This window comes from Limosilactobacillus sp., from assembly GCF_022651205.1.
In the GTDB taxonomy this organism is placed as follows: Bacteria; Bacillota; Bacilli; order Lactobacillales; family Lactobacillaceae; genus Limosilactobacillus.
The window spans coordinates 1-16,590 of sequence record NZ_JALCQI010000032.1; the positions used below are offsets into that span (position 1 = coordinate 1).

General features: G+C 40.1%; 12 protein-coding genes. 9 read left to right on the forward strand and 3 right to left on the reverse strand.

Annotation, left to right across the window (positions count from 1 at the left end):
• Nucleotides 1–1,089: AAA family ATPase (locus LKJ51_RS06530; RefSeq protein ID WP_291980202.1), on the forward strand; the 1,089-nt coding region annotated here is incomplete at its 5' end.
• Nucleotides 1,090–1,165: 76 nt separating this feature from the next.
• Here the strand turns inward: LKJ51_RS06530 and LKJ51_RS06535 are convergent.
• Nucleotides 1,166–1,861: a TVP38/TMEM64 family protein gene (locus LKJ51_RS06535; protein WP_291979445.1), complete on the reverse strand. Its 696-nt coding sequence runs from the start codon at nt 1,859–1,861 to the stop codon at nt 1,166–1,168.
• A gap of 16 nt (nt 1,862–1,877) precedes the next feature.
• Nucleotides 1,878–3,125 carry a DUF2075 domain-containing protein gene (locus LKJ51_RS06540; RefSeq protein ID WP_434737689.1) on the reverse strand — a complete coding sequence of 416 codons (1,248 nt, stop codon included), beginning with the start codon at nt 3,123–3,125 and terminating at the stop codon, nt 1,878–1,880.
• Between the two features lie 174 nt (nt 3,126–3,299).
• Between LKJ51_RS06540 and LKJ51_RS06545 the strand changes: the two genes are divergently transcribed.
• The 8 genes from LKJ51_RS06545 to LKJ51_RS06580 all read left to right on the forward strand — a co-directional run bounded on the left by LKJ51_RS06545 (nt 3,300) and on the right by LKJ51_RS06580 (nt 15,068).
• Nucleotides 3,300–5,075 (forward strand): 1-deoxy-D-xylulose-5-phosphate synthase, encoded by a 1,776-nt coding sequence (locus LKJ51_RS06545; RefSeq protein ID WP_291979447.1) that lies wholly within the window; start codon nt 3,300–3,302, stop codon nt 5,073–5,075.
• An 80-nt stretch (nt 5,076–5,155) separates the two neighbouring features.
• Nucleotides 5,156–6,805 (forward strand): hypothetical protein, encoded by a 1,650-nt coding sequence (locus LKJ51_RS06550; protein ID WP_291979448.1) that lies wholly within the window; start codon nt 5,156–5,158, stop codon nt 6,803–6,805.
• Between the two features lie 276 nt (nt 6,806–7,081).
• Nucleotides 7,082–8,461, forward strand: coding sequence for an amino acid permease (locus tag LKJ51_RS06555; protein WP_291979449.1), 1,380 nt, complete (start codon nt 7,082–7,084; stop codon nt 8,459–8,461).
• A 157-nt stretch (nt 8,462–8,618) separates the two neighbouring features.
• A complete protein-coding gene (locus LKJ51_RS06560) occupies nt 8,619–9,458 on the forward strand; it encodes a DNA/RNA non-specific endonuclease (RefSeq protein WP_291979450.1) in 840 nt (279 codons plus the stop codon).
• A 172-nt stretch (nt 9,459–9,630) separates the two neighbouring features.
• Nucleotides 9,631–11,406, forward strand: coding sequence for an oleate hydratase (locus LKJ51_RS06565; RefSeq protein WP_291979451.1), 1,776 nt, complete (start codon nt 9,631–9,633; stop codon nt 11,404–11,406).
• A 299-nt stretch (nt 11,407–11,705) separates the two neighbouring features.
• Complete coding sequence (locus LKJ51_RS06570; RefSeq protein ID WP_291979452.1) at nt 11,706–14,015, forward strand: phospholipase D family protein; 2,310 nt, start codon at nt 11,706–11,708, stop codon at nt 14,013–14,015.
• 22 nt (nt 14,016–14,037) lie between these two features.
• Nucleotides 14,038–14,880 (forward strand): alpha/beta hydrolase, encoded by an 843-nt coding sequence (locus LKJ51_RS06575; RefSeq protein ID WP_291979453.1) that lies wholly within the window; start codon nt 14,038–14,040, stop codon nt 14,878–14,880.
• A gap of 17 nt (nt 14,881–14,897) precedes the next feature.
• On the forward strand, nt 14,898–15,068 hold the full coding sequence (locus tag LKJ51_RS06580) for a hypothetical protein (RefSeq protein ID WP_291979454.1): 171 nt from the start codon (nt 14,898–14,900) through the stop codon (nt 15,066–15,068).
• 260 nt (nt 15,069–15,328) lie between these two features.
• Here LKJ51_RS06580 and LKJ51_RS06585 read toward each other — a convergent pair.
• Nucleotides 15,329–16,590, reverse strand: a 1,262-nt coding sequence (locus LKJ51_RS06585; RefSeq protein WP_291980203.1) for a DHA2 family efflux MFS transporter permease subunit, incomplete at its 5' end; no start/stop codon positions are given.

Genomic DNA, 16,590 nt, shown 5'->3' on the forward strand with positions numbered 1-16,590 from the left:
GAACTGGCCGAAAAGAAGGACTCACTAATCGGGCCGTTCTTAAATGGTCAAGCTAAGATTAAAGTTCGCCGGATAGCGACTGAAAAGGCAGCGTCATCAACTGATTTTACGGTAGAGAATTACTTTAACCTGAACCATGTTAATGCTAAGATCCCGACTAACCAAATTACCGCTATTACTGGTTTTTCCGGTGCCGGAAAGACAAGCTTGATCTTGGACAGCCTTGTTCCAGCACTGAAGGCTCAAGAGAATAAAGAACCGCTCCCGAAGCAAGTTACTAACCTGACAACGCCAATTAAGAACGTTGTGAGTGTGGATGCAGTTCCAGTGGGGAAGAGCACCCGTTCAACAGTTGCTACATATACTAATATTATGGACAACCTTCGACGGCTATTTGCTGCTCAATCGATGGCTAAGGATAAGGGATGGACAGCCAGCTATTTCTCGTATAATAATAAGCAGGGTGCTTGCCCAAATTGTGGCGGAACCGGAATTGTCACTTTAGATATTCAGTATTTACCTGATATGCAACAGGTATGTCCTGTTTGCAATGGCGATCGCTATAATCAGGAAATTCAGCAGGTTAAGTGGCATCATTACTCGATCGTTGACATTTTGAATCTGGACGTCCGCCACGCTATTCCTGTTTTTCAAGAAGTTCCCAAAATTCAACGAGAATTAAAACTTCTTGATGAGGTTGGCCTGGGTTACCTCCACCTTGGTGAAAGTACCCCAACACTTTCGGGTGGTGAAGCGCAACGCTTAAAGCTTGTCAAACATCTTAACAGACAGCAAAAGACAACTCTATTTGTTTTTGATGAACCATCTGTTGGACTTCACCCGTTAGATGTCCAGGTTCTTCTCCAAGTGATGCAGCGACTAATTGACCGTGGAGCAACGATTATTATTATCACTCACGATGTCAACCTAATGGTAAATGCTGATTATCTAATTGACCTCGGACCACGTGGAGGCCAAAATGGTGGGAAGATTGTAGCCCAGGGGCGACCTGATGAGCTGGTTAAAAATCCACAAAGTCTCACTACACAATATCTTGCTGAATTTGTTAACCGCTTCAGCAGTAATTAAATAAATATCCGATCAATAAAAGAGGTTACCAGAGTCCATGAAGTGAACTTTGATAACCTCTTTATTAGGATAAGAATTAGGCTTCTGTATCTAGACGTTGCTTCCGCATACTGTCAATTTTCTTAACGATCAGGTAGATCCCAATTAGAATTACGATACAAATTGCCGCACTAATAATCCGTTTGAGACTTCCTCTGAAGATGGCATCACCACCGAAGGCATAAAGGAATGAGGTTGGTGCCATTCCAACCAGAACCATTGCCATATATTGCTTTCGGTTAACGTTTAATTGTGCTCCAGCATAATTTACGAGAATACTTGGAACAACTGGAATCATAAAGCCAATTGTTAAACCGATTAATGGATGTTTTTGCTGCATCAGGGACTTGATTAACTTGTGATGTTTCATCTTCTTAGAGAAGTTAATTTGACGAATAAGACTCATGACAACACAGTTACCAAGAACGTTTCCCATCCAATTAATGATGAAACCAAAGAGAGGCCCATAACAAAGACCGGATAGAATACAGATAACCGAGTTGGATAGGCCGGGAATTGAGTTAAGAACTGCAATAAGAACGAGGAGCAGGAGTGAATTGGCAATTCCATGGGCCCGAATCATATGTAGAAGTTGTTCTTTTTCATTGGGAACAGGATGAATCAGCAAATCGATTTCTGGTTTATAGTTTTGGTAAATAAAAATAACGATAATAATGGCTAAGATCACTCCTACAGTGATCAATAGTTTTTTATTGAGAGGCTTCTTTTTCATAGCATACTCTACTTTCCTAATAATTGAGACCAGCGTTTTTAAATAATTGGACAAGTGAAGATCGCAAGAGGGGATCGTGAGCATAGATGTAGGTTCCATAGACGCCCCGCTTAAAAAGGACGTTTAATGAATTCATGATCATTCGTTCCTCAAGAGCTTTAATTTCCTTTGGATCAGTTAAATCGTCTCGCTTTTTAAATGCTTCAGAATCAGTATATTTATCAAGATTAATCTGTAACTTTGACGTTCCTGAAATTTGACTAATTGGTGGACCAATAATAATTCCGGTGTAGTTCAGGTCAAAGCCTTGACATGTATAAATTGAGCCGACTTCATTAATCGTTTGGGGCAATTCGGCCCAAGGGGTAACAGTGTAGTTATACTGATCCCATGGAAGCTTAAATCGTCCTTCATTAATATAATGCTTTCCACCATCAAGAGTTGAAGGATAACCGGATGTAGATAAGATCCGTGATAAGCCGACCTCTTTATTTCGCTGAACAATCGCTTGACGCATTTCTTCAGCATCATCATAGATACGAAAATCATAATTTTTACGGCTATCTTGAGGTAGGGGAGTCAGCTCATAATCATCGGTAAAATGGTTAAACCAACTGATCAGACTATCACTAGCAGTCATCCTGAACTGATGGTGGAGATGATATTCTTGGTGAGGATACTGGTGGGTAATCTTTTCCAAGCGTTCAGGGGTCCAAAGACTCTTCATCCGAAGTACTTGGTATTGATCGAAAACTAGAATAACTACTTTAGCATGCTTAATAATTTCAACTAGCTGGTTATCGTGGTAAAAATTATTATAGTGATCAGCTTTTGATAGCAATAAGTGAGCTTCGTCAATCACTGCTACATCAATCGTCTGGTGCTTCTTGTCTAATTGATTAATCAATGAAGTGGGACGGGTAAAGTCCTTCTTGTAAAGCTCCTTAATTGGACCGGCAATTTCACGATAGACCTTTAGAATTTCAGGATGGTTAACTAAAAAATAATTCTGGGTCTTAAAAAAGGGAGATTCTTGATCTTGACGAGCTGCCCGTTGAATTCGTTCAAAGAGGTTTGACAAGACAACGCTTTTTCCCGTTCCAGCATCCCCATAAATTGTGTAAATAGCTGGAAAGTTCTCTTTTAGATGGCTCTGGGTAAACTTGATAATAGAACTGACCAGTTTTTCTTGTTCTGGTGTTAGTTCTTTAAACGGCGACAGCTTTTCTGTAGCCGCGTTTGTTAACTGATTCAACGATTTCATCCCTTTTAGTATAGTCACATTTAATCTTAAATGAGGAACTATCATTCGTCAATTTAAGTTGGGGTGAATTTCTGCAAGGAATGAAAAACGTGTTAAAATAAAAATAAATGTTTTAAATTATCTTTACAAAACGAAATATAATAATTAGATCATCAATTAGAAAGGGTGGCACAGATGAATCGACATCCAGATTACCTTCTTAACCGGGTGAATGAACCGGCAGATATTAAGTCAATGTCTCTTGACGAATTAAAACAACTGGCTACAGAAATGCGTCAATTAGTGCTTGAGCGAGACGCAGCAATTGGCGGTCACGTTGGGCCTAATTTAGGAATTATGGAAACAACGATTGCCTACCATTACGTTTTTGACTCTCCACATGATAAGGTAGTTTGGGATGTTTCACATCAATGTTACCCTCACAAGATGCTGACTGGACGTAAATTAGGTTTCCTTGACCCTGACCACTACGAAGACATCTCTGGTTATACATCACCCGAAGAGAGTGTCCACGACTTCTTTGAAATTGGGCATACCTCGACATCCGTTTCACTTGCCGTTGGGCTAGCGCAGGCACGGGATTTAATGCATCCTGATTCAACAGATAATGTTGTTGCTGTAATCGGTGATGGTTCCTTAAGTGGTGGTTTAGCATTTGAGGGTTTAAACAATGCGGCCAAACTTCATTCTAATTTGATTATCGTTGTTAATGATAATCAAATGGCAATTGATAAGGATCAGGGTGGTTTGTATCAAGGACTAAAGGAATTACGTGATACAGACGGTAAAGCAGCGAACAATATCTTTAAATTCATGGGCTTAGATTACCGTTACGTTGCTGATGGTAATGATCTTCAAACAATGATTGACGCCTTTAAGGATGTTAAGGATATTGACCACCCAATCGTTCTCCATGTTAATACCTTGAAAGGTAAGGGATACAAACCAGCCGTTGAGGATAAAATGACATGGCATTGGCAACCGCCATTTGATATTAAGACCGGTAAAGTAAAAGATCAGGAAAGCACTGAAACATACAGCGATGCAGTTTTGACCGAGTTAGGAAAGCAAATTGATGCTGGTGTGCCTGTAGTGGCATTTAACGCAGCTATTCCAGGAGTATTTAACCTTAAACAGTTCCAAGCTAAATACCCGGATCATTATTATGACGTAGGGATTGCTGAGCAAGATTCTATTACAACGGCTGTCGCAATGGCAACGGCTGGAGCTCGGCCAGTGGTTTTCCAAAATAGTACATTCCTTCAGCGGGCCTATGATCAGCTTATTCATGATATGGCATTGAATGATGCACCAGTTGTAATGATTGTCCGTGGTGGAACGATTGCTTCTGGTTCGGCTACTCACCAGGGAACTTTTGATATTTCCATGATTTCTGACTTGCCAAATATTGAATACCTGGCGCCAACAAACGTTGAAGAAATGATTTCAATGTTAAAGTGGGCACTAAAGCAAACTGAACAACCTGTTGTAATTCGGGAGCCAGAAAAGAAGCTTCTTCACGGTAAGGTTAGTCAAGATGATTACAGTTTGATTCACTATGACGTTGCCTGTCAAGGTAGTGAAGTAGCTATTATGGCTGTCGGTGATTCCTGGCAATTAGGACTTGATGTTTGTGATCAGCTACAAAAGAAGCTAAATATCAACGCAACCTTAGTTAATCCAAAGTCAGTTACTGGAATCGATCAGAATTACTTGCACCACCTTTCAGAAAATCATGACGTTGTTGTCACGCTAGAAGACGGCAATGTTAGTGGTGGCTTTGGTGAAACGATTGCTCGTTACTATGGCCCAAAGGCAATGAAAGTATTAAACTTTGGGGCACCACGTGAATTTGCTGATAATGTTCCGCTTGATGTCCTTTATGAGTGGTATCACTTAACACCAGAACAAATTGTTGATGATATTGAAAAGGTCATTCATGCTCTTTAACAAATAATTGAAACTTTTTTCGTGAAAAAACGAATTTCTTCCGTATTGGTATTATGTAAGCCAATTTGGGAGGAATTTTTATGTATAACAAGAAATCAATTATTAAGCAATGTGTCGGCATCACTTCCGCAACCGTTTTAATGACAATGGCAGTGACGCCAAGTATTAGTCATGCCGCAGTACAAAATACTGATCAGGTTGCGAGTGGTCAACAACTGGGAAATCAAGATAAAGTTCGTCAAATTACGAGGACAATTCAGATTGATGATCCGTATAAGGGGATGCAGACAATCCAGCAAACGGTGACTTTTAAGAAAGTCGCTAATAAGTGGCAAGCAGTAACACCAAGCTATTGGTTATCCTTCTTCGTACCAAACTATGATGAATTTGAGCCTAACGTTTATCAAGTTCAATTCCAACCAGTAACAATTAATGATCAGAACCAAACGGTGAATATCAAGTACCATCAATATCATGTTCCCGAACGTCAAGAATTGGTTGACTATCGACAATCTTTCTATGGCTATGACCAGAATTTTAAGTTTAATGGTCGAACGTGGAATGCTAAGTCGACCATCGTTGGCCAATGGTACGATCTGCCACCAGCACCAAATGGTTTTGAATATCTTCATCCAGAAGGATTACCAAAGCGACTTAAGCTATATCAAACCACCCTGGGTCCATATAAGTTGTTAATTCAGCCCGTTCAGAAAATTGACGGGCAAGTGGTAAATCATGATAATGAATTAGAAAAAGAGGGGCCTGATAATAATCAGCAGCAACCAGAAGTTAAAGAAGAGCAAGTTCAGACGAATGGTGAAGCTACTAGTAGTGAAAGTCAGACTGAGCAAGAACCAACTAGTGATGACGGAACTCAAACTGAATTAGCAAAAAATGAAGGACAGCAGACCGAGCGACCAGATAGTAAAGAGCAAGGAGTTCAGAGTGACCAAAATAATAAAGATGGTAGCACCCAAACCATTCAACCTGAAATAGTTTCTCAGAATAATCAATCAACCCAGACGGATGCGACATCAGTAACTGAAAATGGTAACCAAACTGGACTAGATGCTAAGGATCAAGAATCGCAGACCGAACAATCGCAAAAAGATAACAGTACTCAAACCGATACCCAGCCAGTAGTTTCACAGAATAGTCATTCAACGCAAACTGAATCGAATAGTAAAGATCAGGTAACCCAAACAGAGAAAGCTGAAAGAGATGCCAGCAGTCAAACAGAGGCATCAACAGTTGTCAACAATAATACCCAGACTGAAAGTACAAATGAAGAACAAAGCACTCAAACCGAAGGGATTTCCGTTATTGATGAATCAACCCAAGTAGAAGAGAATGAGCAACCTCAAATTTACCCTGAAAAGGGATCTCAAAGCCCAGAAGAGCAAGTTGCTATCCTCAATAATCAGATAACGTCAACCTCAAGTCCTAACTATTCTAGAGAACCATCCTTGATCAAATCGGACAGTGCCGTTGACGAAAATAACTCTCCAGTAGATAGTACCGAACTTCAGAAAATCTTGGATCAAGATTCAGCAGAATTAAAGAAGTTAAGTAGTGATGAGAAGTCCCATAGGAATAAAAACGGGAAAATTACCGATAAACTGCCACAAACGGGGAACCAGACTGATAATAGGACTACGTTAATGGGTGTTCTAATTACCGGAATCGTTACGGCGGTAACAACACTTTTTTGGCAAAAACGACAAAAATAGCAAAAAAGGCTTGCATTTTTAATTTTCTAATAGTATTCTAATGTCATTGAAAGAAATGTATTGGAGGAATTAACTATGTTAAGTCAAAAAGTAATTATTCAACGTCTAACCTCCACCTCAACCACAACAACAACTACAGTGGTTGAGTACCTTTAATAATCTATAAATTCTGTAAGTTAACAGCTATCCAGAAGTTACTCAACCAAGATTAAATAAAAATGGTTGAGGGGGACTTTTTGGGTAGCTTTTTTAATTAAGGGAAACGGGGAGTTAGACATGAGTGAAAATAAAGTAAAATTAAATCGGACGATGACGCCTGGTCAAATGGAAATGATTGCCATTGGTGGAACAATTGGTAGTGGTCTTTTCATGGGGGCAACTTCAACGATTAAGTGGACTGGTCCATCTGTCCTATTAGCCTATGCCTTTGTCGGGCTTGTGCTATACGGTGTTATGCGAGCACTTGGAGAATTAATTTATATCAGTCCAGGGACAGGTTCCTTTGCTGATTACGGTTCTAAATATATCCATCCAGTTGCTGGGTATTTAACAAAATGGAGTAATGTTTTCCAATTTATCATCGTTGGAATTTCAGACATTATCGCAATGAGCCAATACCTAAATTATTGGTGGCCGAACCTGCCCGATTGGATTTCTGGACTGATCATGATTATCATTTTGACGCTAGCAAATCTTGCCTCAGCCAAAGCTTATGGTCGACTCGAATTCTGGTTTGCGATGATTAAAGTGGTTACGATTATTGCAATGATCATTCTTGGGCTATTAGTTATTGTTTTAGGTCTTGGTAACAATTGGCACCCAGTTGGTATTTCGAACCTCTGGTCTCACGGTGGTTTCTTCACCGGTGGCTTTATGGGCTTTATGTTCTCACTATCCGTAATTGCAGGTTCATACCAGGGAATTGAGTTGTTGGGAATTACTGCTGGTGAAGCGGAATCACCACGTCACGCAATTGTTAAGTCAGTTAAGTCAGTTATCTGGCGGATCTTAATCTTCTATATCGGTGCAATCTTCGTAATTGTTTCGATTTACCCATGGAATGAATTGAAGGCTGTTGGTTCACCATTCGTTGAAACCTTCACTAAGGTCGGGATTACTGGAGCGGCCGGAATCATTAACTTTGTTGTTTTAACTGCCGCACTTTCAGGGGCTAATTCTGGAATCTATAGTGCTAGTCGGATGCTCTTTAAGCTTTCAGTTGATGGTGAAGTACCAAAGTTCTTCAGTAAACTTTCTAAACGAGTTGTTCCAAACGTTGCTATTTTAACGATTTCTTTCTGGATTTTCCTTGGCTTTGCGGTTAACGAGTTAATGTCAATCTTTAGTTCCGCTGCTCAAAACATCTTCGTAATCGTTTATAGTTCAAGTGTCCTTCCCGGAATGGTGCCATGGTTTATCATTCTTTTATCTGAACTACACTTCCGGAAAGAACATCCCGAACAACTGAAGGATCACCCATTCAAGATGCCACTTTACCCGGCATACAATTACTTTAGTTTGATTGCCTTGACGGTCATCCTCCTCTTCATGTTCTTTAATCCAGATACTCGAGTTTCAGTATCAGTCGGTGTGATCTTCTTGATCATCATGAGTATTATTTATCGTGTTCGTGTTCACGAAGGTAAAGAAAAGTAAATGTTCCTAATAAAGACGACCTTCGTAGTTCTAATTTTAGGCTACGACGATCGTCTTTATTCATTATTATTGTTAAATTTAACCGATCCTACTTTCAAACTGATGTTCTGTTGTGTAAAATAAGTTAAGAATTATTCGAGTTAAGGGAGTCAACAAGATGCGTTTTAAGAAGAAACTGATCAATAGTATTTTGGCACTATTGGCAATCCTTGTTATTGGTGGAGCAACACAGAAGCCAGAACAGATTAGGGCAGCTATTGGTAATCAAGTGTCAATGCTGATCCATTGGAGAGGTCACAATTCCAGTCACCATTCCTTGTTGCCACCTACTAAACAACAAGCTGAATCCGTTTTAACACCGGATGTTCGTCGACAGTTAAAAGGAACACTTACCTGGAACGGTTATGGAGCCTTCATTGTTAACGATAATCGAACAAATTTGAATGCCAACATTGCCAGCGCACCGTATGCGGTTAATCACGTTGATGCTCAAGGACGTGCTTGGCAAGGTGACGCCTGGTTAAACCGAACTACTAGACAGTATCAAAACCGGGAAAAAACTGGTAACGGTGCTACTAATTGGCGGCCAGTGGGTTTCTTACAAGCCCATAACCTTTCAGGGGGCTATTCTCATGCGTATGATCGTGGTCACCTACTTGGTTATGCTCTAGTAGGTGGAATTCGTGGCTTTGATGCCTCCGAAGCTAACCCAAGTAACATTGCAACCCAGACTGCTTGGGCAAACGAAGCCCGTAGTAAGACCTCCACTGGTCAAAACTATTACGAAGGACTTGTTAGGAAGGCGCTTGACCAAAATAAGCAGGTTCGTTATCGGGTCACCGATATCTACAATGGCAATGATTTAGTTCCCGCCGGGGCGCATATTGAAGCAAAGAGTAGGGACGGCTCTTTGCGGATTAATTCATTTATTCCGAATGTGCAAAGGAACATATCCATTAATTATGCTACTGGAGCGGTAACACAATTGAATAATTAGCTTTAGAACTACAAGGGACTTTTCTTTTGTGGTTCTTATTTTTAACTAATTTAACTATCCAATTTTGATCATTTTGGGATTCATTGTTTAATAAAATTGACACTTTCAACCGCTTTCACTAAAATTAAGATAACGTAATGCTAATGGCCTGATTTTGAAGGGAGTTATTAAAATGTACTATTCAAATGGTAATTATGAAGCCTTTGCTCGACCAAAGAAGCCCGCAGGTGTAGAAAAAAAGCATGCGTACATTGTTGGGGGAGGATTAGCAGGATTATCAGCTGCTGTTTTCCTGATTCGTGATGCACAGATGCCTGGAGAAAATATTCATATTCTTGAAGAATTGCCAGTTGCTGGTGGTTCGCTTGATGGTGCAGATCGACCTGGAGTTGGTTTTGTAACCCGTGGTGGTCGTGAAATGGAAAACCACTTCGAATGTATGTGGGATATGTACCGTTCAATCCCTTCTCTAGAAATTCCTGGTGCTTCTTACCTCGATGAATATTACTGGTTAGATAAGGAAGATCCAAACAGTTCTAATTGTCGCTTAACTTATAAACGGGGGAATGAAGTCCCTTCAGATGGGAAATATGGTCTAAGCAAGAAATCAATTAAAGAGCTAACTAAGCTAATCATGACACCGGAGGACCAGCTGGGAAGAAAGACAATTGGTGAATACTTTTCTGAAGATTTCTTCGACAGCAACTTCTGGATTTATTGGTCAACGATGTTTGCGTTTGAACGCTGGCACTCATTAGCCGAAATGCGGCGTTACATGATGCGGTTTATTCATCACATTGACGGTTTGCCTGATTTTACAGCATTAAAGTTTAATAAATATAATCAGTATGAATCAATGACTAAGCCATTATTGGCCTACTTGAAGGATCACAAAGTTAAGATTGAATACGATTCTCAGGTTAAGAATGTAATTGTTGGCACACAAAATCAACAAAAGCATGCCAAGAAGATCTTGCTAACCCAAGCAGGTAAGGAAAAAGAGATCGAATTAACTGACGATGATCTTGTCTTCGTAACTAATGGGTCAATTACAGAGAGTTCTACTTATGGTAGCCATCATCAAGCAGCACGGCCAACACAGGCACTTGGTGGTAGCTGGAAGTTATGGGAGAACCTGGCTAAGCAATCACCTGACTTCGGTCATCCAGATGTCTTTTGCAAGAATCTTCCCGGGAGAAGCTGGTTTGTTTCTGCTACTGCAACCATTGAGAATCCACAAGTTGAACCATATATTGAGCGTTTAACTAAGCGGGATCTTCATGACGGTAAAGTTAATACCGGTGGGATCATTACGGTTACTGATTCTAACTGGATGCTTTCCTGGACGATTCACCGTCAACCACACTTTAAGAAGCAAAAGAAGAACGAAACGATCGTTTGGATTTATGGCCTATATTCCAACACAAAGGGGAATTATATTAAGAAACGGATCGTTGATTGTACTGGTGAAGAGATCACTAAGGAATGGTTATACCACCTTGGTGTTCCAGAAGCCTTAATTGATGACTTAGCAAAGGAAAGTTCTATTAATACGGTTCCTGTCTACATGCCATTTATTACCAGTTACTTTATGCCACGGGTTAAGGGCGACCGGCCAGCTGTTGTTCCTGATGGTTCGGCTAACCTTGCCTTTATCGGCAACTTTGCTGAATCACCAAGCCGTGACACCGTCTTTACAACTGAATATTCCGTTCGGACTGCAATGGAGGCCGTTTATACGCTACTTGATGTTGATCGGGGTGTTCCAGAAGTCTTCAATTCAATTTACGATATTCGTGAATTAATGCGGGCCATGTACTACATGAATGATAAAAAGCCAATTGAAGAAATGGATTTGCCAATTCCAAAGATCATTGAAAAGCCTCTTCTAAAGAAACTTAAGGGAAATTGGATTGGTGAAATAATGAAGCAGCAGCATTTACTTTAATTGAATAGTGGAAGAGGCTGGGAATTAACCTAGCCTCTTAATTATTTTAAAGATTAAAACGCAACAGCGCAGTAGCTGGCTGGCAGTTCAAACGCTGATAAATCAGCATTTGACCAACCCCTAGTAGGCTAGCTTCGCGTCGTAGCCATCCTTGCGGAGATGGGACAACGAACTAGGCAAGCTAGTTCTGTCCCATTCTCTTTTTATTTAATCCCTTCACTGATAACCACTTGCAAAAAGCTAGTAAATAGTCGAAAATAAAATTAATATGTTTATCGATAGAAAAGGATTATATAGTCATGACAGAAACTTCCGATATAAGAAAAATTCATATTGCGTTTGATGGGCAAGAGACACCACCGTTAAAGATTCATCAATTGTTTGATCCTCAAAAATATAACCAACTAACTGCGGTTACGGGGAAGATCACAGCTGACTTTATTAATAAATATCTCAGTCGTTTTATTAGTATTAAAGTGGCATTGAGTTCCGAAAAGTCGACTACTGACATGAATGCTGATGAGATGGTAACTAAGGTTGCGTTAACGGACGCACTTCTTAGTTCTGCAAATAAGGAAGCTGCTAAAATCTTCTCGGCCTTGACTAGTGATAATCAGACGAATGTTTTAAATAACCTGTTCCAGATTGAGATTGCACCAACTCAAGTAATCCACTCTAAGTTCTACCTATTAAGCAATTCTACTACTCATGATACCCGGGTAATTCTTGGGAGTGTTAACCTTACCGAAGAATCCTTCGATGCTAAGCGGAATCAATATGAAGAAATTTTAGTCTTCGATAATAATATTCGGCTATATCAAAACCTAGCTAACCACTTTAAACATGATCTTAAGCCTGCGTTACGCCCTTTCTTTACCACTAACCTGATCAAGGCTGCCCAAAAGCAGATTGAAGAGGGAAAAAAGGATCAGAAAGCTGGTAAGAATGATGTCACAGGTCCGGTAATCCTTGATAATGAGACTACCGACAAGATCGCTGAGACTGATATGGTTGATTTATTAAAACATGATGTTCAACATGATATTGACCACGACTTGATTCCAGAGATGATTACTAAGTCAATGCGTGATGTTACCATGGATCGGTCCCAAACAAAGGAAAAAATTGCTAAACAAGTAAAGCAACATGACACAATTTACACGTTGCAAAAAGAATCAGTATCACCACGAGCTGCTAAGCCAAAACTGAAAACGCGGGAGAAGATCACTAAGCAGGTTCAAGAAGCCTTAATTAGTGGAATGTCACCCCAACAACGTGATGCTGAGAAAAAGTACACGACCTTTCTTTATGATCGACCAATGGAAAGAAATATCGCTAATAATAATAGTGGATTATACGTTCCTAATGACACCGGAACTCATCCGATCCCATTTGGGAAGATTGCTACTATCTCAGAAATTCGTGATGGCTTAAAGAGTATTGATGCGGTGATGAAGGGTTACCAAAGATTTGTTGTGGACTATGACGCTGATTATGGGAAACGATTCTTTGAGGCGATTCTTTATAGTTTTACCGCACCGTTTTTATGGGAAATTCGTTCTAAAGCTAGTCTTAATCCTGAGGATGGGAATGATGTCCCAAACTTCTTAGTGCTAGGGGCTACGGCTGGTTCAGGAAAGTCGACCCTTTTGCGAATTATCAACCAACTTACATGGAATACGGATCGTTCATTGATTGACTTTGGTACGATTTATCCCTCGCAAACGCCTCAAAAGAAGGCGAAGACGGTTGAAGCAATGGAACATTACATGAAACTTGGAAGCTCATATCCAGTTTTAATGGATGAAATTGAACCTTACTTTTTCCAACAGGATCAATATAGTCGTCACTTGGTTGTCGATATTATGAATGAGCTAGTTAACCATCCCCAACCAATCGCACCATTAATCGGAACAACAAACTACGATTCAGGTTTTACGATGCTTCGTGAGACTGCTCGGCGAACATACTACCTTCAAATTGATAAGGTAATTGACGAATCGCAGAAAGGCGCCGCCAACCAGTACATCTTCAATGTCCGGAAGACGCTTAACAACACCCTCTTTAAGGACTTTGTCATGCGGATGGCGAACCTTCTCGAAGATGATGAGACTCCATGGCGAGACTTTAATTCAACGACTGGGCGTCTTGACTTTCTTGCCATGACACGGCAATTATTCAAAAATTACTATGAGATGGCCAACATGCCTCTACCTGATTATTTCTCCCATACTATTTGTGATGACTTTAAGGAAAGTTCACGAAACCGGTGGGCTAAACTTTACCTAACGCAGCAAGATGACTTCCAATATCGTGAAGGTGATGATAGCTTGCTTTTCGATATTTCTAAGTTGAACACCTTTAATGGATTTACCGCTGATAGCATCGAGAAATACCGTAATGCTTTACCGATTGAGCTTTGCGTTGACGGGATTAACGGTAAGCGAGGAAAGTTTGTAGAAATTAAAGCCCCAGAATTTTTCCGGTGGATCGGTGAACGAAATCCATATGCTAAAGCTGAACCAGTGGCTGATCATGGTGAACAGACTAATGAAGTCTCAACAGAAAAGCCGAAGAAGAAGGGATTCTGGGCACGGTTGTTTGGCTGATACAGGACCGAGATGACAGTAGATGCGAAAACTATTTAAAGAAATTGCAGCAACACTTGGCTGTATTCTCATATTGGGACTAATTGTCCAATTTGCGGTTTTACTGCCCTTGCCAAATCATCGGTTAAGAACTAATCGTTACCACTCAACGATTAGTTACCAGCAAACTCCAACCGTAATGATCCCTGGATGGGGTGGTAATACAACGACTTATCGTCGGATGGTTTGCTATTTACAACAAAACAATTATGCACAAAAAGTGATGACAATTTGGGTATCACCAACAGGGAATGTGAAAAACAGTGGTAGTTATCACGGGCAAAAGAATGCTCTTATTCAAGTGCTATATAATTGGAACTATAATGCGACGTACCATCCCCAGGTTCGCCAATTAACAAACGTCCTTCAAGTTTTGCATGATCGCTACCATATTAACAAAATGAACGTCATTGCTCACTCATACGGTGGGACTGAATTTATTCATGCTTATATGAGCTCAAAGAAGCTTCGAAAAGAGATTCAATTACGTAATGTTATTTTCCTTGGTGTTCCAGTTGAAGAGAGTTTTGGGATCAAGGTAAAGTTTGTGCCCAATTTAAACCGGAAGTCTAAAGACAAGAACTTTCACCAACTAGAACGTGAAATGGGTGAGTGGGATCCTAAGTCAACGGTTAGGATCTTTAATGTAATGGGTGGAAATGATGATGAGGTTCCGCACATTCAATCTGAAATGCTGAAATCGCTTGTCAGGATCCATCCAGAAATTCGTTATAAGCAGGTAATTGTTCCCAAAACAAACCATTTCCAGCTTCATGACCGGAAAATTATCCTACAACGGATCCCACAGATACTGTGGGGTAAGTGATAAAAGGAGGAGAATTAATGCAAAAAGAACATGGTCAAGTTACGGGAATCATTTGGCGTGGTGCCGAAGATTTAGCAGCTTATCAGCTTGTTAAACAATATGCACAGAAGAATTCTTTAACCGTTTCCGCAGCCGCAAAGGAGTTATTAAAAATCGGTATTCACGCAGAAGCAAACAAGCATAATTGATAGGCATTCACTATAACATAAGCCCTCGGTATTCAGGTTCATCCGAATATCGAGGGCTTTATTACTTACTTATTTTTTAAATAAAACGCCAAGCAAATAAGAAGTAAAAGAACAATAATTGCCAAGCGTGGGTTTAGCTTAAATAATTCGTGCATTGCATGAACTTCGCCAATTCCAACAGGTAATGAAAACAAAAGACCAACTCCTTATAACTAATAAGTGGTTGGTCTTATTATTATTGATTTAGCTAAAAATTACAACTAATTAATATCCTTTGTCTCCTTAGCACGGTCTTGGAGCCTAAAGGAAAAGATCAAGGCAATTACCACTAGAATAACTGTAAAGTAGATTCCGTAGTGGAAACCATTAGTAAAGCGAACAGCACCATTTCCTGAAATATTGGAACGGCCGAGTTCAAGGAAACTAGTAGCCAATGCGGTTGCCAGAGCTCCAACGATTTGTTGAAGAGTATTTAAAATGGTACTTCCATCAGCTGATTCGAGACCAGTTAATGAATTTAATGCGCTGGTTTGTGATGGTGCCATTGCTAATGGACAACCAATCATTAAAATTACATGAGCAGCAATGATAAATGCAATTGATGAATGGTCTGATGCACAGGCAAACATAATTACACCAATCAATGCAATAATAAATCCAATGATCGCTGGCTTTCGTGCCCCAATGTTATCGTAAAGCCGACCAGCAAAGGCGGAAGTAATTGCGTTGATAATTCCCCCAGGGAGCATAATAATCCCGGTTAATGCAACGGGAACCATCAAACCGTTTTGCAAGTAGTTTGGTAATAAGTACATCGCAGATAGGATGATTCCAAAGTCAAGCATTACTAGTAGTGCTCCGGTTGTGAAAGCGGTAGTCTTAAATAGTTTTAAGTTTAGAATTGGTTCTGTCAGGTGTAGTTGACGGTGAACGTAAAATACCAAAACAATAACGCCGATTATTAATGCAGAGAGAACCGATACGGAAAGCCAACCATCACGACTTGATAGACTAGCACCAATAACCAGTCCAGAGAAGCCGACTGCGGATTCGATAATTGAAAGCCAGTCAACGTGCGGCTTAGTAATATTATTAACGTTATCTAACGATGTAATCGCAAAGATCAATGCTAATGCCAAGAAGGGGATAAATAGCCAGAAAATCCATCGCCAGGATAACTTAGCAAGGATTAGTCCAGTAAGTGTTGGTCCGATTGCCGGAGCAAACATAATTACTAAGGCACAAATTCCTAGGACGGCTCCTAATTTTTGTGGCGGGAATATTTGCATTGCAACAGCAAACATTAATGGCAAGATTAATCCGGTACCGATCCCCTGAATCATTCGACCGATAAGCACTACTAAGAAGTCGTTTGCACAAGCTGAAATGACTGATCCAATGATAAATGCAGCTAAGCCAAAGACGATAATTTGTCGACTAGTAAACCACTTTGAAATTAGGCTTGATAATGGAAGGATGATCCCAATTACAAGCATATATCCTGTAACTAACCATTGGATAG